The 23,917-nt window shown below is 61.1% G+C and carries 22 protein-coding genes; 13 read left to right on the forward strand and 9 right to left on the reverse strand.

The window, feature by feature from the left end; genetic code table 11:
* Window positions 1–54 precede the first annotated feature (54 nt).
* Window positions 55–918 carry a hypothetical protein gene (locus tag CRO18_RS14075; RefSeq protein ID WP_097082609.1) on the forward strand — a complete coding sequence of 288 codons (864 nt, stop codon included), beginning with the start codon at window positions 55–57 and terminating at the stop codon, window positions 916–918.
* A gap of 70 nt (window positions 919–988) precedes the next feature.
* On the opposite strand, the gene CRO18_RS14080 is transcribed toward CRO18_RS14075, so the two are convergent.
* Window positions 989–1,393: a cell division protein ZapA gene (locus CRO18_RS14080; RefSeq protein WP_076484644.1), complete on the reverse strand. Its 405-nt coding sequence runs from the start codon at window positions 1,391–1,393 to the stop codon at window positions 989–991.
* On the reverse strand, window positions 1,386–2,003 hold the full coding sequence (locus CRO18_RS14085) for a hypothetical protein (RefSeq protein ID WP_076484643.1): 618 nt from the start codon (window positions 2,001–2,003) through the stop codon (window positions 1,386–1,388). The genes CRO18_RS14080 and CRO18_RS14085 overlap by 8 nt, the downstream gene beginning before the upstream one ends.
* A 244-nt stretch (window positions 2,004–2,247) precedes the next feature.
* On the opposite strand from CRO18_RS14085, the gene tkt reads away from it, so the two are divergent.
* Complete coding sequence (tkt, locus tag CRO18_RS14095; protein WP_097082610.1) at window positions 2,248–4,266, forward strand: transketolase; 2,019 nt, start codon at window positions 2,248–2,250, stop codon at window positions 4,264–4,266.
* A gap of 89 nt (window positions 4,267–4,355) precedes the next feature.
* Window positions 4,356–5,252 carry a DMT family transporter gene (locus CRO18_RS14100; protein ID WP_097082611.1) on the forward strand — a complete coding sequence of 299 codons (897 nt, stop codon included), beginning with the start codon at window positions 4,356–4,358 and terminating at the stop codon, window positions 5,250–5,252.
* Here the strand turns inward: CRO18_RS14100 and CRO18_RS14105 are convergent.
* Window positions 5,233–6,147, reverse strand: a complete 915-nt coding sequence (locus CRO18_RS14105; protein ID WP_249276073.1) for a thioredoxin family protein — start codon at window positions 6,145–6,147, stop codon at window positions 5,233–5,235. The two genes, CRO18_RS14100 and CRO18_RS14105, sit on opposite strands and share 20 nt — an antisense overlap.
* Window positions 6,148–6,376: 229 nt before the next feature.
* Between CRO18_RS14105 and acnA the strand changes: the two genes are divergently transcribed.
* Window positions 6,377–9,130, forward strand: coding sequence for an aconitate hydratase AcnA (acnA, locus tag CRO18_RS14110; protein WP_097082612.1), 2,754 nt, complete (start codon window positions 6,377–6,379; stop codon window positions 9,128–9,130).
* Window positions 9,131–9,244: 114 nt separating this feature from the next.
* Complete coding sequence (locus CRO18_RS14115) at window positions 9,245–9,553, forward strand: TM2 domain-containing protein (RefSeq protein WP_076484639.1); 309 nt, start codon at window positions 9,245–9,247, stop codon at window positions 9,551–9,553.
* Here the strand turns inward: CRO18_RS14115 and CRO18_RS14120 are convergent, their stop codons facing one another.
* The 3 genes from CRO18_RS14120 to CRO18_RS14130 form a co-directional block, all read right to left on the reverse strand.
* Entirely contained in the window at window positions 9,554–9,988 is a 435-nt protein-coding gene (locus CRO18_RS14120) for an EamA family transporter (protein ID WP_097082613.1), read from the reverse strand.
* A 26-nt stretch (window positions 9,989–10,014) separates the two neighbouring features.
* A complete protein-coding gene (gene mprF / locus CRO18_RS14125) occupies window positions 10,015–12,615 on the reverse strand; it encodes a bifunctional lysylphosphatidylglycerol flippase/synthetase MprF (RefSeq protein ID WP_097082614.1) in 2,601 nt (866 codons plus the stop codon).
* A gap of 249 nt (window positions 12,616–12,864) precedes the next feature.
* Window positions 12,865–13,281: a DUF6314 family protein gene (locus CRO18_RS14130; RefSeq protein WP_097082615.1), complete on the reverse strand. Its 417-nt coding sequence runs from the start codon at window positions 13,279–13,281 to the stop codon at window positions 12,865–12,867.
* A gap of 87 nt (window positions 13,282–13,368) precedes the next feature.
* Between CRO18_RS14130 and purB the strand changes: the two genes are divergently transcribed.
* The 5 genes from purB (at window position 13,369) to CRO18_RS18535 (ending at window position 17,799) form a co-directional block, all read left to right on the forward strand.
* Complete coding sequence (gene purB, locus CRO18_RS14135) at window positions 13,369–14,673, forward strand: adenylosuccinate lyase (protein ID WP_097082616.1); 1,305 nt, start codon at window positions 13,369–13,371, stop codon at window positions 14,671–14,673.
* A gap of 315 nt (window positions 14,674–14,988) precedes the next feature.
* Window positions 14,989–16,044, forward strand: a complete 1,056-nt coding sequence (locus tag CRO18_RS14140) for a flagellar motor switch protein FliG (protein WP_076484634.1) — start codon at window positions 14,989–14,991, stop codon at window positions 16,042–16,044.
* Window positions 16,045–16,131: 87 nt separating this feature from the next.
* Window positions 16,132–16,275, forward strand: coding sequence for a hypothetical protein (locus tag CRO18_RS18870; protein ID WP_170952686.1), 144 nt, complete (start codon window positions 16,132–16,134; stop codon window positions 16,273–16,275).
* A 145-nt stretch (window positions 16,276–16,420) separates the two neighbouring features.
* On the forward strand, window positions 16,421–17,425 hold the full coding sequence (gene gap / locus CRO18_RS14145) for a type I glyceraldehyde-3-phosphate dehydrogenase (RefSeq protein WP_076484797.1): 1,005 nt from the start codon (window positions 16,421–16,423) through the stop codon (window positions 17,423–17,425).
* A gap of 209 nt (window positions 17,426–17,634) precedes the next feature.
* Window positions 17,635–17,799: a DUF1127 domain-containing protein gene (locus CRO18_RS18535; protein ID WP_212710138.1), complete on the forward strand. Its 165-nt coding sequence runs from the start codon at window positions 17,635–17,637 to the stop codon at window positions 17,797–17,799.
* 148 nt (window positions 17,800–17,947) lie between these two features.
* Here the strand turns inward: CRO18_RS18535 and CRO18_RS14150 are convergent, their stop codons facing one another.
* Window positions 17,948–18,940 carry an SLAC1 anion channel family protein gene (locus CRO18_RS14150; protein ID WP_076484632.1) on the reverse strand — a complete coding sequence of 331 codons (993 nt, stop codon included), beginning with the start codon at window positions 18,938–18,940 and terminating at the stop codon, window positions 17,948–17,950.
* 325 nt (window positions 18,941–19,265) lie between these two features.
* On the opposite strand from CRO18_RS14150, the gene CRO18_RS14155 reads away from it, so the two are divergent.
* Window positions 19,266–19,787 (forward strand): Rrf2 family transcriptional regulator, encoded by a 522-nt coding sequence (locus CRO18_RS14155; protein WP_076484631.1) that lies wholly within the window; start codon window positions 19,266–19,268, stop codon window positions 19,785–19,787.
* Between the two features lie 243 nt (window positions 19,788–20,030).
* Entirely contained in the window at window positions 20,031–20,192 is a 162-nt protein-coding gene (locus CRO18_RS18875) for a hypothetical protein (RefSeq protein WP_170952687.1), read from the forward strand.
* A gap of 262 nt (window positions 20,193–20,454) precedes the next feature.
* On the opposite strand, the gene ndk is transcribed toward CRO18_RS18875, so the two are convergent.
* Window positions 20,455–20,877, reverse strand: a complete 423-nt coding sequence (gene ndk / locus CRO18_RS14160) for a nucleoside-diphosphate kinase (protein ID WP_076484630.1) — start codon at window positions 20,875–20,877, stop codon at window positions 20,455–20,457.
* Window positions 20,878–21,135: 258 nt separating this feature from the next.
* Here ndk and CRO18_RS14165 point away from each other — a divergent pair, with 258 nt between their 5' ends.
* On the forward strand, window positions 21,136–23,001 hold the full coding sequence (locus CRO18_RS14165; RefSeq protein WP_097082694.1) for an ABC-F family ATP-binding cassette domain-containing protein: 1,866 nt from the start codon (window positions 21,136–21,138) through the stop codon (window positions 22,999–23,001).
* 15 nt (window positions 23,002–23,016) lie between these two features.
* Here the strand turns inward: CRO18_RS14165 and CRO18_RS14170 are convergent, their stop codons facing one another.
* Complete coding sequence (locus tag CRO18_RS14170; RefSeq protein WP_170952688.1) at window positions 23,017–23,760, reverse strand: hypothetical protein; 744 nt, start codon at window positions 23,758–23,760, stop codon at window positions 23,017–23,019.
* Between the last annotated feature and the right edge of the window lie 157 nt (window positions 23,761–23,917).

Raw genomic sequence — 23,917 nt, forward strand, 5'->3', positions numbered from 1 at the left:
CCTATGTGAATTGCCTGCCAATCCGTTTCGCGCCCGCAGACCATGGAGGACCCCATGCGTTACCGTGCCAAACTTCGCAGCCTGCTGATTGTGGCAAGCCTTGCGCTCTGCGCCCCGGCGCTGGCCCAGACAGACCCAACACCTCCGACCAGCGCCCCGGCAGTGGCGATAGAGACCGCCGCACCAGAAACACCCGCACCTGCGGCAAGCCCGGTTCCGGCAGCCGAGCTTGATACCGCTGCGCTGGCCGCAGAACTTGCCCGTGTCCTTGCCTTGGTGATTTTGATCGAGAGCGCGATGGCGGCGCTGTTCCGCTGGCGCGCCTATCGCATCTTGTTCAATGGCCGCGCGCTCAAAACGCCGATCATGTTTGCCGTGGGTTGGTTGGTGGTCACGCGCTTTGATTACGACATCGTCGCGCGGATGCTGGAAATTGCCTATCCTGGCTCAGAAACGCTCCGCTCCAGCAGTCTTTCGCAAATACTTTCGGCGATGGTCATTGCGGGCGGCTCCAGCGGGATTGCGGATATTTTCCACCGCATGGGGCTACGCACCCCAATTGCCGAGGAAACCCGCGCCAAGGTGAAAAGCGAAACCGAGGCTTGGCTCGCCATCTTAATCGACCGCAAAGAGGCCGTAGGCGATATTCAGGTGGGGCTGCGCAAGCTCACCACCATGCAACAGGTTCCGATTGCGGGCACCGTAGGCGAGCGGAGCTTTGGCGAGCGGTTCCGCAATGCCTTCGGCCTGATCCGGCTGCGGTTCCCACGCGAGGAAGGCCAAATTGTCAGCGCGAATATCGATTACGAAATCACGCTGCATTACGCGACAACGCTTGGCGGGCCACTGAGCGAAACCAAATCCATGAAAGCCGCTTTTGCGCCCGGTGCGCTGGTCGATTTGCGGCTCACCGCCTGAAACGCAACAGGCCGCAACGCGAGGCTGCGGCCTGAGCGCGCCCCGATACAAGGGGCAAAATGCAAATGGCTTAGCCCTCGGCTTCTGCCGGAACCTCGGTCGCCGTTTCTTCGACCTTATCGGCCAAAGCCTCGGCCCGCGCGGCAATTTCGGCCAAAGTATCGGTCACCGTGGCCGGGATCACCGGCACTTCAACGCGCTGCGGGTTCGCTTTCGCCGCCGCTAGGGCCGCCTCAAGCTCCGCCACCCGCTCGCGCAATTGGCGCATCGTATCTTCGGTGCCTGCGGCCTTATCGGCGAGCATCAGCCCAGCCATAAGCAGCATCCGCGCCTCGGGGATGCGCCCCAATTGGCCTGCCAGAACAGAAGCCTCCGCATCCAGCATCGCGGCAGCGGCTTGCAGAAAGTGCTCCTCGCCCTCTTGGCAAGACACGTCAAAATCGCGACCGCCGATGGTTACACGCAAATCAGCCATGTTCGGCACCCTCCGGCTGTTTGGTTCCTGCAGGCGCCTTGGCATGGGCGGCGACGATCGGTTCCAGCCCGGCCAAAATCTCGGCGAGTTCCGCCATTTCCCACGCCCGCGCTGCGCGCAACGCCTCAAGCTCGGCCTGCATCGCGCGGTTGACGGTTTGGGCATTCACCTGCCCGCCCGCATTCACCATCGCACGGTTCACATCGGTCAGTTCCGCATTGGCGCGTTTGAGCCGGTTCGCCTCGGCCTGCACGGCCTCAAGCGCTTTGGTGGCTTGCGCCAAGCGGCGCTCCAGCGCAGCCAAGGTGGTTTCTTGCTTTTCCCGGATTGCCCGGACCCGCTCGGTCAATTGAATATTGGCGGCGCGTTCCGCCTCAAGCGCGGCCTTTTCGGCGGCCAGCGCCGTGCGCTCCACCGCCAATTCCGCCTCCAAAGCCTCGATCCGGGTGGTGTCTTCGATCACCACGGGTTCTGGCGGCGGGGGTGGTTCTTGCACCACCGGCGGCGCAGCCAAAGCGGCAGCGCGCTGATCCGACAGCACTTCTACCCCGCGGCCGATCCGCTCGAGCGCATAGGAAATGCGGCGCTCATATTCTGCCAGTTCGGTCATTCTCTGCCTCGCCTCTTACCCTTGTCGTCTTGGACGCACCGCTTTTTCAGCCTGCGGTTTGCCCGACGGCACAGTTTGCAACCGCGGCGAATCGCGATTGCCCCTGTTTCATCCATCAGTTTATCCGCTGCGACAATCTTCTCCCACCCTTTTACCTCAAGCACTTGGGGCCCGCGCTTGATCTTGCCCCGATCCCTGCTATCACGGAGGCCAACCATCCCGTTCCAGCAAAAGGACGCCCCTCATGGATATCGCCGCGCTGCGTGCCGCCAACCCCGAGCACTGGAAGCTTGCCACAGCCATCCGCACCCTTGCCATTGATGCGGTGCAAGCGGCGAATTCGGGCCACCCCGGCATGCCGATGGGCATGGCCGACGTGGCCACGGTGCTCTATCGCAACCACCTGAAATTTGACGCCAAAGCCCCGAACTGGGCGGACCGTGACCGGTTCGTGCTCTCGGCGGGCCACGGCTCGATGCTGCTTTACGCGCTGCTTTACCTCACCGGCTATGAGCAAGCGACGCTGGAAGAAGTGAAGAACTTCCGCCAATGGGGCGCACGCATGGCGGGCCACCCGGAATATGGCCACCTTGAAGGTGTGGAAACCACCACCGGCCCGCTCGGCCAAGGCATCTCCACCGCTGTTGGCATGGCGATTGCCGAAAAATCCATGAAAGCGCGCTTTGGCAAAAGCGTCGTCGATCACAAAATCTGGGTGATCGCGGGCGATGGCTGCTTGATGGAGGGCATCAGCCAAGAGGCGATCGGTCTGGCGGGCAAGCAAGAGCTCGACAACCTGATCGTGCTTTGGGACAACAACAACATCACCATTGATGGCCGCGTCACCGTGTCGGACAAAACCGATCAGCGCGCGCGCTTTGCGGCTTCGGGCTGGGAAGTGCTGAGCTGCGACGGCCATGACCCGGCCGATATCGACCGCGCTTTGACCGAAGCGAAAAAAGCCAAAGGCCCGGTTCTGGTCGATTGCAAAACCATCATCGGGTTTGGCTCGCCCAACAAAGCCGACAGCTATTCTGTCCACGGCGCGCCGCTTGGCGCCGATGAAATCGCCGCGACCCGCGAAGTTTACGGCTGGAACTATGGCCCGTTTGAAATTCCTGCCGATGTGAAAGCGGACTGGGAAGCGATTGGCGCCAAAGGCGCTGCCGAGCACGCCGAATGGGCCGCCCGGCTCGATGCGCTTTCGGCCAGCAAAAAAGCCGAGTTTGAGCGGCAAATGTCGCGCGGCGTGCCGAAAAAGCTCGCCTCCGCGATCCGCGCTTTCAAGAAAGCCCAATCGGAAGCCGCGCCGAAAGTCGCGACCCGGAAAGCCAGCGAAATGGTGCTGGGTGCGATCAACCCGGTGGTGCCCGAAACCATTGGCGGCTCGGCTGACCTCACCGGCTCGAACCTAACCAAAACCAGCGATATTTCGGACTTCATGCCCGATAACCGCAAGGGCCGTTACATGCGCTACGGCATTCGCGAACATGCGATGGCGGCGGCGATGAACGGCATGTATCTGCATGGTGGCGTGCGCCCCTATGGCGGCACCTTCTTCTGCTTCACCGACTATGCGCGCGGTGCGATGCGGCTTTCGTCGCTGATGGGGGTTCCGGCGGTTTACGTCATGACCCACGACTCCATTGGCTTGGGCGAAGACGGTCCGACCCACCAGCCGGTCGAGCATCTTGCGATCTGCCGCGCGACGCCCAACACTTGGACCTTCCGCCCGGCGGATGTGATCGAAACTGCGGAAGCTTGGGAATTGGCGCTGTCGTCGGAAAGCACGCCGTCGGTTCTGGCGCTCAGCCGTCAAAACCTGCCCACCCTGCGCACCACGCACAGCCAGAAAAACCTTTCGGCCCAAGGCGCTTATGTGATCGCCGAGGCTGAGGGCAAACGCCAAGCCATCATCATGGCGACGGGGTCTGAGGTGGAAATCGCACTCAAAGCCCGCGACATCTTGCAAGGCGAAGCGATTGGCACCCGTGTTGTTTCGATGCCCTGCATGGAACTGTTTGCGGCCCAGCCCGAAGCGTATCGCCGCAAAATCCTGCCGCCCGGTGCGGTGCGTGTCGCCGTGGAAGCGGCGATCCGTCAACCGTGGGATCGTTGGCTTTTGGGCGAGCGCGGCACCGAGAAGAAAGCCGCCTTTGTCGGCATGGAAGGCTTTGGCGCCTCCGCCCCGGCCGATCGTCTTTACAGCGAATTTGGCATCACCGCCGAAGCCGTCGCCGAAAAGGTGAAAGCGCTGCTGTGAGCGACAGGGACGAACTGAGGAAGACTGATACCGGGGGGCCGAACGCGGCCCCCCATTCTATTGCGCCCGCCGATCTGGCGGGGGCTGACATGCCTGCCCCACCCCTGCCAGAACCCGAAAAATCGTTGATTAGCAAAGGGATCGGGCTTCTTCTTATAGCGCTTTTGTTCTTCACTTTGATGGATGTGGCGGCGAAGAAGCTCGGCCAAAGCTATGCGCCCGCGATGGTGATCTGGGCGCGGTTCGCAGTGAACCTCGCACTGGTTTCACTGATCTTTCGCGGGTCATTTCTCAAACATGCGCGCTCGCGCCAGCCGGGGCTACAGCTTTTGCGCGGCGCGTTTCAGATGGCGACGGTGGCGCTGTTCTTCCTCGCCATCCGCTCGATTGGGCTGGCCGAGGCCGCAGCTCTTACAGACCTGAACCCCGTTCTCATCACCCTTGGGGCGGCGCTGTTCTTGGGCGAGAAAATCGGGCCGCGCCGGGTGGCGGGGATTTTTGTCTCCTTCCTTGGCGCGCTGATTATCTTGCGCCCTGGCGCGGGGGTGATGGATCCGGCCGCGCTTTTTGCGCTGGCAGCGGCTTTCACCTATGCAGGCGGCGCGCTGATGACCCGCGTGGTGCGCCATGACAGCACCGCCACGTCGGTCATCTGGTCGGCGGGCGTGGGCACGGCGCTGTCATCGCTCGCCCTGCCCTTTTTCTGGCAAGAGGTGGCCCCCGTTGATCTGCCGCTTTTCATTGCGGTGGGCGCGCTTGGGGCGGCGGGGCAAGCGGCACTGATCGTCGCCTTTCGCCATGCGCCTGCGGGGGTTTTGGCGCCTTACGGTTACCTTGGGCTCGTGCTGTCGTCGCTTTGGGGCTGGATCTTTTTCGCGCAACTGCCCGACCTCTACACCGTCGCAGGGGCTGCGGTGATTGTGCTCGCGGGCATTTGGGTTTGGAATGCGGAGCGCCGCGCAGCGCTTAACGCAGCCGCGCGGTAGACAAGATCGGCCCCGGCAACGGCGCGGCTTTGCCCGGCAGCGCCGTTTGCACGATCACCACCGCAGGCTCGGTCCCCTCGATCTGCGCATTAAGCCGCAACGGCGCGCGGCCATCCCATTCGGCGACCGCATGCCATGCCGTCACCACATTGGCGAAATCAAGCACCTTGCCCGCGTTTTCGCCGCGCAGAATTTCCACCTGCGCTTGCGGCACATAGCGCACGATCTGCACCACGCTCGGGCGATCGAGCGCGCGGCCAACGGGCGCAAGATCAATCACATATTGGCCGGGGGCTTCCCCTTCTGCCACCGCCAATGCAAGGCGCGGCGGCTCGGCGGCCTCAGCGGAGATCATCCGCTCCAACGTACCAGCGGCGGGCGCGGTCAGTGATTGCTCGCCCCCCACGATCACTTGCGGCGTATAGAGCGTGCGCTCGCCCGCAGCGCGCACATACCCCTTTTGCCGCGCGGTAAAGGCGGGCTGGGCAAAGGGGTCTTCCCAACCCAGATAATCCCAGTAATCGACATGCAGAGACAGCGCGACCACATCGGGCCGGTTCGCCACTTGCGCCAAAAGCTGATCCGCCGGCGGGCACGCCGAACAGCCTTGCGAGGTGAAAAGCTCCACCACCACCGGCGCGGGCTTGAGCTTGGCCGAAGGCGCGATCAACGTATTGACCACAGCAGGCTGCGCCCCTTGCGGACCAATCGCGCGATCCAGCGCACGGTTCAGACTCTCGATTAAAGACTGTCCGGGCATCGCCCCGGGGGCCGGACGCGCACCAAGACCTTGCGGGCCGCCCGCAGCGCCCTCTTGCGCCTGCACCGGCGCGGCAGCCATAAGGCCAAGAAGGATCGCTCCTCCGAGCGTGGCGCCAAGTTTCGCCCGTGCCATGTTGCCTCGTTTCGTTTCGTCCGTTTGTCCTAAAAGCAACGCGCCGCAAAAGCCAATCAAGGTTTTGCGATGTGCGCTGCAAATGTCGCACCCCAGTGCGTGGCTCGGTCGCGCTGCGACATTTCAGTGTGCAACGGTATACAAAAAATGCGCGCGCCCCCTTGATCGACTCCGCGCCTTGGGGCACATACCGATCAAGACATAGTTTACAGCCACGGGAGGCCCCCAGATGACCGTTGTCACCGGCAAGGATACCGCCAAGACCCGCCGCCAGCTTAGCGTCGGCGATGCGAGCTACGCCTATTACTCGATCCCCGCCGCGCAAGAAGCCGGTCTGGGCGACTTCTCCAAGCTGCCCGCCGCGCTGAAAGTCGTGCTCGAAAACCTGCTGCGCTTTGAAGATGGCGGCTTCTCGGTCTCGGTCGAGGATATCAAAGCTTTTGGCGATTGGGCGAAGATGGGCGGCAAAAATCCGCGCGAAATCGCTTACCGCCCGGCGCGCGTGTTGATGCAAGACTTCACCGGCGTGCCCGCCGTGGTCGACCTCGCCGCGATGCGCGATGGCATTAAAGCCCTTGGTGGCGATGCGAAAAAGATCAACCCGCTGGTTCCGGTCGATCTGGTCATCGACCACTCGGTGATGATCGACGAATTCGGCACCCCGCGCGCGTTCCAGCGCAACGTGGAGCTGGAATATCAGCGCAACATGGAGCGCTATCAGTTCCTCAAATGGGGCCAAGGCGCGTTTGAAAACTTCCGCGTTGTGCCGCCGGGCACCGGTATCTGCCACCAAGTGAACGTGGAATACCTCGCCCAAACCGTTTGGACCGACAAAGACCAAAACGGCGAAATGGTCGCCTACCCGGATACGCTCGTGGGCACCGACAGCCACACCACCATGGTCAACGGCATGGCCGTTCTGGGCTGGGGCGTGGGCGGGATTGAAGCCGAAGCCGCGATGCTGGGCCAGCCCGTTTCGATGCTGATCCCGGAAGTGGTTGGCTTCAAACTGACCGGCGCGCTGCGTGAAGGCTGCACCGGCACCGACCTCGTGCTCAAAGTCGTGCAAATGCTGCGTAAACATGGCGTGGTTGGCAAATTCGTCGAGTTCTATGGCGAGGGCCTTGATAAACTGCCGCTCGCGCAGCGCTCGACCATTGCCAACATGGCGCCCGAATATGGCGCGACTTGTGGCTTCTTCCCGATCGACGATGAAACCCTGCGCTATCTGAGCCAAACTGGCCGTTCGGAAGAACGTATCGCGCTGGTCGAAGCTTACGCGAAAGAGAACGGTTTCTGGCGCGATGCCGATTACGCGCCGATCTACTCCTCGACGCTCGAACTCGACATGTCGAGCATCGTTCCGGCGATCTCTGGCCCGAAACGCCCGCAAGATTATCTGCCGCTGACCGATGCAAAATCGACCTTCGCGAAGATCGTGGCCGATTACCGTGGCGTCGACATGACCTCGGAAGGCAAGGAAATGGCCGCCGAGGGTGGCTTGGCGGTGGCGCCGAAAACCGGGCTGAAATCGGTTCCGGTCGAAGGCAAAGACTACGAAGTGGGCGATGGTTCCGTGGTGATCGCCTCGATCACCTCGTGCACCAACACCTCCAACCCCTATGTGCTGATTGGGGCGGGCCTTGTGGCGCGCAAAGCCCGCGCGCTTGGCCTGTCGCCGAAGCCTTGGGTGAAAACCTCGCTCGCGCCTGGGTCGCAGGTCGTTGAAGAATATCTCAAAGCCGCCGGTCTTCAGGAAGATCTGGATGCGATGGGCTTCAACATTGTGGGCTTCGGCTGCACCACCTGCATCGGCAACTCCGGCCCGCTCGGCACGCCGGAAATCTCCAAAGCGATCAACGACAATGACCTTGTTGCCGCCTCGGTGCTGTCGGGGAACCGCAACTTCGAAGGCCGGATCAGCCCGGATGTGCGCGCGAACTTCCTTGCCTCGCCGCCGCTCGTCGTTGCCTATTCGCTCGCGGGTTCGATGAATGTTGATCTGTCGTCTGAGCCGCTGGGCGAAACGCCCGATGGCAAGCCGGTCTATCTCAAAGACATCTGGCCGACCGATGCGGAAATTGCTGATCTGGTGGAGAAATGCGTCACCCGTGAAGCCTTCATCGCGAAATACGCCGATGTGTTCAAAGGCGATGCGAACTGGCAAGGCGTGAAAACCACCGAGGGCGAAACCTACGATTGGCCCGCCGCCTCGACCTACATTCAAAACCCGCCCTATTTCCAAGGCATGGCCAAGGAACCGGGCACGATCTCGAATGTGGTGGATGCGCGCGTGCTGGCGGTTCTGGGTGATATGATCACCACCGACCACATCTCCCCGGCGGGTTCGTTCAAACCCTCCACCCCGGCAGGCAAATACCTGACCGAGCGCCAAGTGCAGCCGAAAGACTTCAACAGCTACGGTTCGCGCCGCGGCAACCACGAAGTCATGATGCGCGGCACCTTCGCCAACATCCGTATCAAAAACGAGATGCTGGATGGCGTTGAAGGCGGCTTCACCAAAGGCCCGGATGGCGCGCAAACCACGATCTACGACGCGTCGATGGATTTCCAAGCCGCGGGCACCCCGCTCGTGATCTTTGGCGGCATCGAATATGGCGCGGGCTCCAGCCGTGACTGGGCGGCCAAAGGCACCAACCTGCTCGGCGTCAAAGCCGTGGTGGCCGAAAGCTTTGAACGGATCCACCGTTCGAACCTGATCGGCATGGGCGTCATCCCGTTTGAGTTCACCGAAGGTGCGAGCCGCAAATCGCTGGGTCTGACCGGCGATGAGGTGGTGACGATCGAAGGTCTGGAAGGCGATATCAAACCGCTCTCGCTCGTGCCCTGCACGATCAAACGCGCCGACGGCACCGAGACCAAGATCATGCTGAAAAGCCGGATCGATACCGAGGTCGAGATCGAATATCTCAAAAACGGCGGCGTGCTGCATTACGTGCTGCGCAACCTCGCGAAAAGCTAAGGCAAATCCACAGAACACCAAAGGCCCCGCACTGCGGGGCCTTTTTCATTTGGGTGTGGCTCTTGTAAGGCGCTGCCCGCCACCCCATCTCATCTCCATGTAAAGGAGGTTTACATGACCGACCGCGCCCTTTGGATTGAACAACGCATTGCCAATGATGGCCCCTCGACCCTTGTCGCCTATTTGCTGTGGTTCTTCCTTGGCTTCTTTGGCGTGCACCGGTTCTATTTGGGACGCTGGTTTTCGGGGCTGATGCAGCTTGTACTGTTTGGCATCGGCTCTGCGCTCACCTTCATTTTGGTGGGCTATATTCCGCTTGCGCTCGTGGGGCTGTGGTGGGCGCTCGATGCGCTGCTGATCCCCGGCATGATCGCCACAGACCGCGCGGTGATGCGCTATCGGTTGATGAACGGTTGGGACTGATCAGCCAAGCGCCACAAGCGCCGCGCCAAGCCCAATGAGCGCCACGCCCGCCCAAGCAAGGGGGGAAAGCATCTCCCCCAAAAACGCGGCAGCAAAGACCGCGACCAACACGACCGAAAGTTTATCCACCGGGGCAACCCGCGCCGCATCACCCAAAGACAGCGCGCGGAAGTAGCATAGCCACGAGGCCCCTGTGGCGAGCCCCGACAAGATAAGAAACAGCGCCGCGCGGCCGGGAATATCAGTTAGGCCGCGCAGTTTGCCCGCAAGCGCCACCAACGCGCCCAAGACGACAGCCACCACCAAAGTGCGCAGCCATGTGGCGAGGTCGCTATCCACCTGTGCCACGCCTGCTTTCGCAAAAACGGCTGTCAGCGCCGCAAACACCGCAGAGAGCAGCGCCCAGAAAAGCCAGCTTGAAACAATCGCCTGCATCACGCCTCCTTCGGGCGCGCACGCCCTTATTTGCGTTTCAAAAGCCCACGCGGCCCGCCCGAGATCAACATGGTGACATCGGCCATCGCCACCATCGGCGACACGCCGACCGGCAGCGCAATGTAGCGCGGGCGCCATTCCGGGTTGAACTTTGCCTTGAAGGCGCGCAACCCCTCAAAATTGTAAAACGCGCCCCCATGCCGGAACATCAGCGCACCAAACCGGCTCCAAAGCCGTGCGGTGCGCCGGGCGCTAAGCCCCGCCAGAGGGGCCATGCCAAGGCTAAACTCCTGCGCGCCCTGCGCTTGATAATGCGCGATGAGCGAGAGGAACAAAAACTCGATCATGCCCGAAGCATCCTCGGGGCGGTAGCGCATCAAATCCACCGCCACGCGCTGGCCGCTGCCCGGTGCCATGATCGAGGCAAAGGCGATGGCCTTACCCGCGCGGCGCACCACGGCAATCGGGAAATGGCGCAGATAGATCGGATCAAACCGCCCCACCGAGAAGCTTTTCTCATGGCCGACTTTATCGCCTAGCCATGCATCAGAGATTGGGCGCAACTCCTCGATCAACTCCGGCGCATGGGGCGGTTGCAACACCTCTACGTCCAGCCCCTCGCGTTGCGCTTTGTTAAACGCCGCGCGCATGGATTTGAACCGCGCGCCAGAGAGCGTGAAGGTCGAAAGGTTCACCACCGCTTCTTCGCCCACTTTATGCGCGGCAAGGCCCATCTCGATCATCCGCGGCAATTGCCGTTCTGAGATTTCGTAAAACACCGGGCGGCAATTGGCCTGCTGCGCGGCTTCGACAAAATCCCAGCCCAGATCATCGAAATAGCGCAAATCGCCCACCGGGTCGCCCATCGCGATCCAGCTTTTGCGGCGGCGTGCAAACATCAAGAAAGCCGAACCATCGCCCGAGAAGGTCAGCTCTTTATCCCCCGCAAGCGCAAGGCAGGCGGTGGGATCGGATTGCGCGTCGATCACTTTGCGGGCCATCTGCAACGCCTCTCCGGGCGTGCGCGGGCTGCGCTTGGCGAGCGGTTGCAGCGCCAGATAAGTGGTGAAGATCACCAAAATCGCCGAGCCCACCAGCCCCGCCCGCAACGAACGCGGGGTATTGGCGTTTTGCGCGAAATCGACCCAAAGGCTGTGCGAATAGGGCGTGGCGGCGTGGACAAAGATGAAAAAGAGGGCGACCGCGATGATCACGGCGGTGACCATGGCGATCCACGCGGGGCCCAGCACGCCTTCGGTGATTTTCGCTTCGCGGTAAAACTCGCGCCGGAACGGCCACATCAAAAGCGCGCCAGCGGCGAGAAGGGTCGCGCTTTCAATATCAAAGTTGTTGAGCAGAACGGCAACAATGCCGCCGCCAATCGCCGCGATGGTGAGCCAAAACGCCCCCGCAACGCGCCGGATCAACCCATGCGAGAGGATGAGCAAAACCGCCCCGGCGACCGAGGAGACAAGCGTGCCACCCTCCAGCAAGATCGCACCGACAAGGTCATCGCTGTCATGAAGTGTCGGCACCGAGGGCCAAAGCGCCAGCGCCAAAAGATAGGCGCCCAAGCCAAAGGCCCATGCCCCCGAAAGCCAAGGCACCATCCCCGCCACGGCGTTGAAGGCCGGGCGCATCGGGTCCGAAATTTCACCAAAGAGCCGGACCGCCCAGCCCCCCGCCAAGCGCGCCTCGTTGAGCGAGACGATCACAAAGGCGAGCGCAAAGGGGATGAGGTAATAGATCAGGCGGAACATCAAAAGCGCCGCAGCAACATCACCCACCGCCGTACCTGCGGGCATCGCCGCCATCACCACGGTTTCAAACACGCCAACCCCGCCCGGCACATGGCTCATCACGCCGACCATCGTGGCGGTGGCATAGATCGCGAGGAAGGTGACAAAATCCGGCGCGCCTTGAGGCAAGAGCACATAAAGGGTGAGCGCCGCCATCGTGCTGTCGAACAGCGCAACGACCATTTGCCCGGTCAAAATATGCGGGCGCGGCATCGAGATTTCATATTTGCCAAGCCGCAGCACCTTGCCCGAGATGCCTAAACCAAAGAGCAAAGCCACCGTCGCCAGCCCGCCAGAGAGCGCCAAAAGCCGCACCATCTCTTCGGAAAGCGGCAAGAGCCCGGTCAGCGCGGCGGGATGCAGCGCCAGCGCGAAAACACCCACAAGCGAAAGCCCCGTGCCCATGGCAATCGCGATATAAGAGGCCAGCGCCGCGACCTCAAAGGCGTTGAGCCCAAAGGCAGAATAGATCCGGTAGCGCACGGCACCGCCCGATAGCACCGAAATTCCGATTGTGTTGCCAAAGGCATAGCCCAAAAATCCGCCCAAGGCGACAACCCGCAGCGGCAGCTTTTTCTCAAGATATTTCAGCGCCCAGAAGTCATACCCAATCAGCGCGGTATAGCCCAAAGCCGTCGCGCCAAGGGCAATCGCAAAGATATGGTTCGGGGTGGCATTGATCTGCGCGATGATCTCATCAGCGCTGACCTCTTTGAGCAGATGTTGCAGCGCCCAAATGCCTAAACCGAACAGAGAAAAGCCCAGCAATACCGGACCGAGATGGCGCAGCTTACCCGGGCTTGCCGCACCGGCCTCGCGCTTGCTCATCGCGTTTCTCCCTGCCTTCGGTCTTCCTTGACCCTGAGTTACCGATTTTGGCCCAAGATACAACCTCCCTGCCCCGCTGCAGCGGCACAAGCGCGCTGCGGCAATGCAGCATCTGGGAGTTTGTGAGGAGGTCTGTAGCTTTGGACACGCTGCACCCCCAGAGCTATCGGGTACGAGAGCTAAGTCGCCATCCCTCGATCCGACCGGAGGCGCTCCGGGGGTGCCTCTGCCGGGCGGCAAAGAGCGGTGTCACGCGCGAGTGTAGCGCGAGATCATTTCATAATCCTTGAGCGGGCCTTTCACCCGCCAGATGGCCTGCCATTGCGGCCAATCTTTGAACTCATACTGGGCCCGGTAATCATCGGGGTCACACCAATGGGCCGCCGTATCCGCCCCCGAAGGGTCAAAACTGTGAAACGGCCGCCCGTCTTCAAAGAACACCTCAATCTGCGGCGGCGCCGGGCGCCAATAGTAAATCCGCGTGGCTTTGATCGGGGCATCCTCTCCTAATGTCAGATAGCCACTCTCTTCCCATTTCCAAGACCCATCTTGGCAAGGAATTAACGTGGCCTGACCCGCGAAGGTGGCTTTTTGCCCACCGAAGCGGTCATCAATGCTGCGGCTGATCTGCCAAGAGCCCTCAAAATCGGTAATTGCACGCGTCATTCTTGCCTCGTCTTGCCGCATCCCTTGCCCAAAAGGCTGGCCCGGTCTATCAACCGCCCAACTCCGTCACAAGCAAGAGGCCTGTCCATGATCCCGCGCTATGCCCGCAAAGAGATGGTCGACATCTGGGAACCTGCCACCAAGTTCAAAATCTGGTATGAGATCGAGGCCCATGCCTGCGACGCGCAAGCCGCCCTTGGCGTGATCCCGAAAGCCAATGCCGAGGCCGTTTGGAAGGCCAAGGATGTTGAGTTTGATGTCGCCCGGATCGACGAGATCGAAGCCGTCACCAAACATGACGTGATCGCGTTCCTGACGCATTTGGCCGAGCATATCGGTTCGGAAGATGCGCGCTTCGTGCACCAAGGCATGACGTCGTCGGATGTGCTCGATACCACGCTCAACATCCAACTGGTGCGCGCAGCGGATATTCTGCTTGCCGATATGGACCGTGTGCTGGCGGCGCTGAAAAAGCGCGCGCTCGAACACAAAGACACCGTCCGCATTGGCCGCAGCCACGGCATTCACGCGGAACCCACGACGATGGGCCTCACCTTCGCGCGCTTCTATGCCGAGATGGACCGCAACCGCGCCCGCCTTGCCAATGCGCGTGAGGAAGTGGCCACCGGTGCGATTTCGGGCGCCGTCGGCACTTTCGCCAACATCGACCCGAGCGTCGAAGAACATGTCTGCGCGCAATTGGGTCTGAAGCCCGAGCCGATCTCGACCCAAGTCATCCCGCGTGACCGTCATGCGATGTTCTTTGCGACGCTGGGCGTGATCGCCTCGAGCATCGAAAACGTCGCCATTGAGATCCGCCACATGCAACGCACCGAGGTGCTGGAGGCCGAAGAGTTCTTCTCGAAGGGCCAAAAAGGCTCCTCGGCGATGCCGCACAAACGCAACCCGGTGCTCACCGAGAACCTGACCGGCCTTGCCCGCCTTGTGCGCATGTGCGTGGTGCCGGCGATGGAAAACGTCGCGCTGTGGCATGAGCGCGATATCTCGCACAGCTCGGTCGAGCGCGGCATTGGCCCCGATGCGACGATCACCCTTGATTTCGCCCTCAACCGCTTGGCCGGTGTGATCGAAAATCTGGTGATCTACCCCGAGAACATGCTGCGCAACATGAACAAGTTCAAAGGCTTGGTCATGTCGCAACGGGTGCTTTTGGCGCTGACGCAAGCGGGCGTCAGCCGCGAAGATGCCTACCGCCTCGTGCAACGCAATGCGATGAAGGTCTGGGAACAAAGCGCGGACTTCAAAGAAGAACTCCTGAAAGACGCCGAAGTGACCGCCGCGCTGAGCCCGGCGGAAATTGAAGAGAAATTCGACCTTGGCTATCACACCAAACATGTCGACACGATCTTCAAACGGGTGTTTGGCGCCTAAGCCCACCCCTTAAGATGTGATTTGGCGTCGCGAGGCGAATCGGGTGACGCTTTCCCTTTGCAAGGGAGAGAAAGATGACACCGAAACACCTCGCGGCGCTTTTGCTTTTTCCCGCGTTGATTGTGGCGCCCCTAGCCGCCTCTGCGCAGGATTGTGCGGACCGTGCCAAGTTGACCTGTCCAGAAGGACAGCATTGGGATGAAAAGACAAAAAGCTGCGTAATTCCCTCAAGTTGAGAAGAAATGCCAAAGCACCGATAACCGCCGCTTAACGGCTGACTGCGAGAGTGACCCGGAACAGAATTCGGAGTCGCGCGTGAACGCCATCGCCCCCCAATCGGCCCTCGGCCCGCTCACCCGCCCCGGTGCCTCGCGCCCGGTGCTGTCTCGTCGTCAAAAAGCGGCGGTCGTGGTGCAATTGCTGGCCACCGAAGGGCTGAAACTGCCGCTCGAAGAACTGACCGATGATCAGCAAACGCAACTGGCCGAAACGATTGCAGAATTGCGCTTGATCGACCGCGAAACGATGGTCGAGGTGATCGAAGAATTCTGCACCGAGTTGGAAGCTGTCGGCATCGCCTTCCCCGGCGGCATTGATGGCGCGTTGAAACTGCTTGAGGGGCAGCTTTCGGCTTCGGCGGCAACCCGTTTGCGCCGGATGGCCTCGGGCACCTCGCGCGCCGATCCGTGGGAACGGATCACCGGGCTTTCGACCGATCTTTTGCTGCCAGTGCTGCAAGAAGAAAGCATCGAAGTTGGCGCGGTGATGCTGTCGAAGCTGACCGTCGCGCGCTCGGCCGAATTGCTATCCAAAGTGGCCTCTGAAAAGGCGCGCAAGCTGGCCTATGCGGTCTCGCTCACCGGCAATGTGGCCCCCGAAACCGTGCACCGGATCGGCACCGCGCTTGCCAGCCAACTCGACGCACAACCCGCCAAGGCCTTTGAAACCGGGCCTGTGGAGCGCGTCGGCGCGATCTTGAACTATTCGCCCGCAGCCACGCGCAATTCGGTCCTGGAAGGGCTGGACGAAGAAGACAAGATCTTTGCCGATCAAGTGCGCAAAGCGATCTTCACCTTCACCAATATCCCGAGCCGGATCGAAACCCGCGACATTCCCAAAATCCTGCGCGCGGTCGATCAGGCCAAGCTTATTGTCGCGCTGGCGGGTGCCAAAGGCGAAAACGAGAAATCGGCTGAGTTCATCTTGTCGAACATGTCACAACGCATGGCGCAAAACCTGCGCGACGAGATCGCGAACCTCAAGAAACCGAAAGAAAAAGACATCGAAGAGGCGATGAACGAGATCGTCGGCGCCATTCGCGAACTCGAAGCCAATGGCGAGATCTTCCTAGTGGCCGAGGATGGCGAATAAGGCGCCGCCGCGCGCCTTTCCCCTGCCCCTCGCTTCGTCTATCGTCACCGCGCGCCGCCACGGCGCAGGGGGCTACGGGGGAGCTTTATGACCAACCAAATCGCTATCGGGCTTGCGGTGCTGGTGGTGCTGTTCTTTGGCGTGGATGCGATGATGCTGCATGGTAGCGCCAGCTTATTTCTGGCCAAAGAGATGATGAAATTGACCGAATGGATGGCCTTCTGGCGTTGACGCTGCAGGCCAGTTTTGCATGCCCCCCTCAACTTCATGGAATCGCCTCTGAAAGCGCCTCAAAGCGCAGTCTTCTGTTGACCTTTTGCCCGTCATGTCGAAGGGTGCCCGCGGCCCTCAGAGATAGAGTCAAAAGGAGATGAAGATGGCGGTTAAGGTAGCGATCAACGGATTCGGTCGTATCGGGCGCAACGTGTTGCGGGCGATCATCGAATCGGGACGGACCGATATTGAAGTGGTTGCGATCAACGACCTCGGCCCGGTGGAAACCAACGCCCATCTGCTGCAATTTGATAGCGTGCATGGCAAATTCCCGGCCACTGTGACGACTGGCGAAGACTGGATCGACGTCGGCCGTGGCAAAATCAAAGTCACCGCGATCCGCAACCCGGCGGACCTGCCTTGGGGCGATGTTGATATCGCGATGGAATGCACGGGGATTTTCACCTCGAAAGAGAAATGCCAAGCCCACCTGCAAAGCGGCGTGAAGCGTGTGCTGATCTCGGCCCCCGGCGACGGCGCGGATAAAACCATCGTCTTCGGTGTGAACCACGAAACGCTGACCGCCGATGACATCGTCGTGTCGAACGCCTCGTGCACCACCAACTGCCTCAGCCCGGTGGCGAAAGTCCTCAACGATGCGATCGGCATCGAAAAAGGCTTCATGACCACGATCCACAGCTACACCGGCGACCAGCCGACGCTCGACACGATGCACAAAGACCTGTATCGCGCCCGCGCCGCCGCGCTGAGCATGATCCCGACCTCGACCGGGGCTGCCAAAGCCGTGGGTCTCGTGCTGCCGGAACTCAAAGGCAAACTCGATGGCGTTGCGATCCGCGTGCCGACCCCGAACGTCTCGGTTGTGGACCTTGTGTTTGAAGCCAAACGCGACACCACGGTCGAAGAAGTGAACGCCGCGATTGAAGCTGCCGCCGATGGCCCGCTCAAAGGCGTGCTGGGCTACACCAAGCTCAAAAACGTCTCGACAGACTTCAACCATGACCCCCATTCCTCGGTGTTCCACATGGATCAAACCAAGGTCATGGAAGGCAAAATGGTCCGCATCCTGTCGTGGTACGACAACGAATGGGGCTTCTCGAACCGCATGGCCGACACCGCCGTGGCGATGGGCAAGCTGATCAAATAATCTATGGGGCCATACGCCCCGGCAGATGACCGAACCAAAGAGGGGCAGCTTCCGGGCTGCCCCTTTTGCATGGCGGGCTTGCGGTTGGGGCAACCATTGCAGGCGCCGCATCGCGGCAATGCCGGATCATCGGTTGTTGTGCCGGCCAAGAAAGCGCATCTTCCGGTCAGAAAAAGTGACCACATAAGCCAGTGCCGAAAGCCGAACCGATGTCCGCCCTCTTCTCTCGCATGTTCTCTGCCGTCGAAAAACGCGCCCGCTACGCGCATACGCTGAATGAGATTGCCCGGCTCTCGCCGCGGCTGTGCTGCGACCTTGGCATCTGCCCGGAAGAGGCGCCGCAACTCGCGCGTCGCGCGGTCTATGGCCACTGAGTTTTCGTTTCTCCACCACGCACGATAATAATCCCTGAACCACTCTCGACACCACCTGGGGGCCTGCGGGCCCCCTTTGTCGTTTCGGATAATGAAAAAGGCCCCCGCGCAAGTGGGGGCCTTTCCTGTGACAGCAGCAGAAGCGCGCTTATTCCGGCTTGCAAATTTCGCCGCGGACAATGCCCAAAAGCGTGCGCACAACTAGCCCGGCGATCAGCACGACCAACAGCCCCAAGAACCCCGTGCCCATATATTGGTGCACCATCGAATGGCTGAGTTCGGCGTAAAGCAGCGTCGCAATGGTCAGCGCCGCGACGGGGAAGCTGAGCGCCCAGAACGACATCGCAAAGGGCAGCCGCAGAATGCGCGGCAGTTGCACCGCCACCAGCGCAGCAAAGACATAGGCGAGCGAGAGCATGATATGCCCCATCGCATCGACCTCTGCCCCTTCGCCCATCGTCAAGCGCACCCAAGAGATAAAGGCCACCGCAGGCGGCGCGATCATGATCACCAGCGTCGGCTGCAACCGCCCCGGCAGCGGATCGTGGAACACCAGACGGTTGAAGACGAGAGTGAGCAAGATCACCCAAAACATCATGCCCGCCGAGAAGAAGAGCCACGAGATTTCGGTAAAGCCGAGCTGCGCGCCGGCGACCGGCACGATCACGTTCCCAACCGCCGGGATGAACCATGCGGGGTTAAGGTGACCGTGTTGGAATGAGCGGGTGCCGATCCAGTTCGTCACCACTGCAATCGTCAAAATACCCTGAAGCGTGGTGCCCACGCCCCAAAGCGCAAGCGCCGCAGGTTGCGATACGGTCATCAAGCCGATGGAGAGCAGCAGCATCGAAACCGAAATCGTCGGAAAGAACGACAGCCGGATCGGGTGATGCCATTCGGCATAAACCTCTTTCCAATGCGTCAGCGCCTTAGCGAGGTAGAACAGCGAAATCAGCACGAAAGCTGTCGCCGTAACACCCAACATCACTTGGTAAGGCAGCGGCCCGAGCCCAAGCGGCTTTGCCGCCGCGCGCAGCGCCAGCGTCAGCCCGCCAAAGCCCATGGTGGTGGCGTAAAAGGTGATCGGAAAATGCGCCAACCGGCTTTCGGTATGCGGCGCGGCGGTGGGGGATGCTGTCATGCGAAGTCCTCGATGCCGTCAGCTGCGGGTCAACGTGTCAGGAAGTGGCAAGCCCGTCACGGGGCCCAAAATGGGGTGAACAGATGCAGCCGCGCAATCCCGCCTCCTGCCGCAGTGGGCTGTTCTGCCCCCGGGCGCAGAGCGCGGAAATCCGCCGCATCGCAGCGCCGTTATAACATTGCAATTCCTGCATACAAGAAAAGAAGCATCGTTCAGACATATTGACGCAAGGACAGTGTTTCACTGTCTTTTGCCAATAACTCATGACATATCTCAATAAAGTATCTGCGACATGCCTTAAACCCCTCGGGAAATCGGAGCCAGCATGCGACTGACGACTCGGACCAACCTGGCGATGCGCACCCTGATGTTCTGTGCCGTGAACAGTGACAGGATCGTTCGCAAACATGAAATCGCCGAAGCCTGCAACGCCTCGGAAAACCACCTTGCGCAAGTTGTGAACACCTTGGCCCAACGTGGCTTTGTGGAAACGCAACGCGGGCGCTCAGGCGGGTTACGATTGGCGCGCGAAATGGACAGCATCGGTGTCGGCGAAGTGCTGCGCACCTTTGAGGCGTCCCTGCCCTTCGTCGAATGCTTTGACGCAGATACCAACTCTTGTCCGCTGGCAAATGCCTGCCGTTTCCGCGATGCGCTCGAGGCTGGGGTTGAGGCATTCTACAGCGCGATGGACCGTCACACTTTGGGCGATATGGTGCGCGACAACGGCGCGCTGGAGCATCTTCTGCACATGTCCGGGCAGCCCCGTGTCTCGCTATGTGGCAGCCCCGCACGCAAGCGCAGCGATGAGTCGTCTGCGCAACCAGCGACCACGCCCGCCGAATAAGGCCGCTTCGGCCTGATTGCGTTAAACCTTCAATTTGGTTAAACTTTTTAACCGCCCCCGCTGATTTTGCGGGGGTTTTTCATGCCGATCCGTGACTTTTGCGCATCCCTCACAGGGTGTCACACGGCTGTCATTCATCGTGAATTGACCATGCTGTCAGTTCAGGCTAGCTGCGTCATAGTGTCGCCACAATCCAGGCGCCCCGTGAGGGGGTAACGGCGACCAAGTTGACGAGGCAATGATATGCAAAACACGGTGCAAATGGGGATGAGCGCGGCCAGCCAGCAGCAGGAAGGCGTGCAAGTCCAGCAATCGGCGAAATCCACTTCGGTGCAGCAGCAAGGCTCTGCCACGAAGCCCACGCAACCGGGCATGACCCGGATCACCGACTGGGCCTCGATCTAAGTTTTGCGCAATGTGGTGCTGCGAGCCGCATTGGCCCGCGCGACGGCCCTGCGCACCCCCTGCCCTGTTCTCGCCCCTCAGTGAGAGCGGATTTGCCGAAGCGGTCTTGAAAGACCCGGCAGACCAAACTCTTCTATGACCGCCATCTTATGGCCCACCGCTCCGACCCTGTCGGCGCGGTTTTTCTTTGCCTTGCAAAGGGCGCAAAAGAAAAGGGCCACCCATAGGGGCAGCCCTTAAACTTTCAGCATCGAAGATCGGATTAGCCGACCAGTTCGAGGCCCGAGAAGAAGAAGGCGATTTCCACCGCAGCGGTTTCCGGCGCATCCGAGCCGTGGACCGAGTTTTCGCCAACCGAAAGGGCGAATTCTTTGCGGATGGTGCCGTCATCGGCGTTCGCCGGGTTGGTCGCGCCCATCACTTCACGGTTTTTGGCAATCGCGCCTTCGCCTTCGAGCACTTGCACAACAACCGGCTCGGACGCCATGAATTCGCACAGTTCGCCGTAGAAGGGGCGTTCTTTGTGGACTTCATAGAATTTGCCAGCTTGCTCGAGGCTCAGCTTGATGCGTTTTTGCGCGACGATGCGCAGACCGGCTTCCTCGAATTTGGCATTGATTTTGCCGGTGAGGTTGCGACGGGTGGCATCGGGTTTGATGATCGACAGCGTGCGTTCGATGGCCATGAGGGGAAGCCTCTCAGGTTGGGGACCGGGGTATTGATCCCACGGTCAGGAAAATCTCTGGCGCCTGCTAGCATGGGGCAACGAAGTTGAAAAGCCCCGCATGACTGCCGTTTTGGTCAAACCATGCGACAATTGCGCGAAAAAGATGCAATGCGGCAGCAACAAATGACCCTAACCCGGTTTTCCCCTTTGCGCCAAGCGACACAAGAGCCCACACCCGGCATTGACGCGCGCGCACACCTCAGGCACAGCGCTTGCATGCTCACACTTGACGCCATCACCTATGCCATCGAAGGCCGCCCGCTGTTTGAAGGCGCCTCTGCCCGTATTCCCACCGGCCATAAAGTCGGCCTTGTCGGTGCCAACGGCGCCGGGAAGACCACGCTCTTTCGGCTGATCCGGGGCGAGATCGCACTGGAATCGGGCGAGATCGCCCTGCCCGTCCGCGCTCGCATCGGCGGCGTCGCGCAAGAGGTGCCCTCGTCCTCCACCAGCCTACTTGATACGGTGCTGGAGGCTGATACCGAACGCGCCAGCCTTTTGGCCGAGGCAGAAACCGCAACGGACCCGGCCCGCATTGCCGAGGTGCAAACGCGGCTTGCCGATATTGATGCGTGGTCGGCCGAAGCCCGCGCCAGTGCCATTTTGCGCGGCCTTGGCTTTGATGCCGAAGCGCAGCAACGCCCCTGTTCCGATTTCTCGGGCGGTTGGCGGATGCGGGTGGCTTTGGCGGGCGTGCTCTTTGCCCAGCCCGATCTGCTTCTGCTCGACGAGCCGACGAACTATCTCGACCTTGAGGGTGCGCTTTGGCTGGAGCAGTACCTCACGCGCTACCCGCATACGGTGATTATTATCTCCCACGACCGCGGGCTTTTGAACCGCGCCGTGGGCTCGATCCTGCATCTGGAAAACCGCAAGCTGACGCTGTGGAATGGGCCTTACGACCAATTCGCGCGCCAACGCGCGGCGGCGCGGGCCAACCTTGCGGCAGCGGCGAAAAAACAAGAGGCGCGGCGCGCGCATCTGCAAAGCTTCGTGGACCGCTTCAAAGCCAAGGCCACCAAGGCCGCACAGGCGCAGGCGCGCGTGAAGATGCTCGAAAAGATGGAGCCGATCACCGCGCCCGAAGAGGCCGCGAAACAGGTCTTCACCTTCCCCACGCCCGAGCAACTTTCGCCCCCGATCATCACGCTTGATGGCGCGGCGGTGGGCTATGGCGGCAAGCCGATCCTGCGCCGCCTCAATCTGCGCATCGACCAAGATGACAGGATCGCGCTTTTGGGCCGCAACGGGGAGGGGAAATCGACGCTCTCCAAACTGCTTGCGGGCAAGCTGGAGGCCTGCGAGGGCCGGATTGCGCGGTCTTCCAAGCTGCGGATCGGCTATTTCGCGCAGCATCAGGTGGATGAGTTGGACCTTGGCGCGACGCCTTTGCTGCATCTGCAACGGCTGCGCCCCGAAGAACACCCCTCCAAATTGCGCGCGCGGCTGGCGGGCTTTGGGCTTTTGGCCGATCAAGCGGAAACCGAAGTGGGCAAGCTGTCGGGCGGGCAAAAGGCGCGGCTCTCGCTGCTTTTGGCCACGCTTGATGCGCCGCATCTGCTCATTCTCGACGAACCGACGAACCACCTTGATATCGAAAGCCGCGAGGCGCTGGTAGAAGCACTCACCGCCTATTCCGGCGCGGTGATCTTGGTCAGCCACGACATGCACCTTTTGGGCCTTGTGGCGGACCGGCTTTGGCTGGTGAAGGGCGGGGCAGTTGCGCCCTATGCGGCGGATTTGGAAGCCTATCGCGCCGAACTTCTGGCCGTTGACCCGGACGACAAACCCGCCAAAGCCACCGAAAAAGCGACCAAGGAAAAACCCGCCCAACCCTCACGCGAGAAAATCTTGGCGCTGCGGGCCGAGGCGCGCAAATGCGAAGAGCGGGTAGAAAAGCTCACCGAAATGCTGGCCAAGCTGGATGAAAAGCTCGCCGATCCTGAGCTTTATGACGCTTCCCGCGCGGCAGAGCGGGACAAGTGGCTTTTGAAACACGCCGAGGCGCGCGAAGCGATGGGCAGGGCCGAAGAGTTGTGGATGGAAGCGCTTGAGGCGCTTGAGGTGGCGATGGCGGGCTAAGCCCGCCTGCCCCTTTTATTGCGCCGCGCTCGCAAGATCGAGCCCATCAAGGCCGATCCGCACATGCGGCATGGCCGCGAGACGCTCCATCTCGGTTGCGAAATGGCGGCGCATCTCAGCGCGATCCTCGGGCGCAAATTGCGCCAAAGGCGCGGGTTGCGGCGCATGTTGGTGTTGCTCAATCATCCGCATCACTTGTTTGGGCGGAACCTCGACCCCTTGACGATAGAGCCGTTGCAACATCGCAATGGCCGTATCCGGGATCACGTTTGACACCGGCTCAATCGCCGCCAGACCGGCATCGGGGACAAGCGCCGACAGCACCTGCGCGCTTGACACAGGCGCATGCAGAACCACCACCTCTTCGGGCGCGAAGGCGGCGATCAGATCTTCGACCACCTCGGCCCAACCGCGCTTGAAGCGACAAAATTTCGGGCCGAGCCCATCAAAATCGGGCATCACCCGACGGATTGCCTGTTGGCGCCACAGCATCGGGTAAGCTTGATCAAGCGCCATCACTGGCACCACGATGCGCCCCACCGGGCCATCGAGCATTTCCGCCATCGCCCGCGCCCGCGCGCCCGCCAGCGGAAAGAAGCCCTTCAGCCCCGCGCCCGCACGCCCAAAGATCGCCTGATCGACGATCACGCCTGCACCCTCCACGGGCCCCAGTGCCGCCATGCCGTATCCCGCCGCGACCAAGTGCCCCTGCCCCTGTGCCAAAGAGCGCGCCACCGCGCTGCCCAGTGTATCAAACATCGGGGGGATCAGAAAAAGATGTTGCGTCTGCATTAGGTTAGCCTGCCTGCCGCCGGCTTTGCACCGGCCTAATGAGGGTTTCCGGGAACACAAGAAGACACTGGAACGCGGCGCCTGCTCTGCGCCATTGAGAATTTGTTAACCATCAAATGTGGCA

The organism is Rhodobacter sp. JA431, from assembly GCF_900217725.1.
GTDB classification, from domain to species: Bacteria; Pseudomonadota; Alphaproteobacteria; order Rhodobacterales; family Rhodobacteraceae; genus Rhodobacter; species Rhodobacter aestuarii.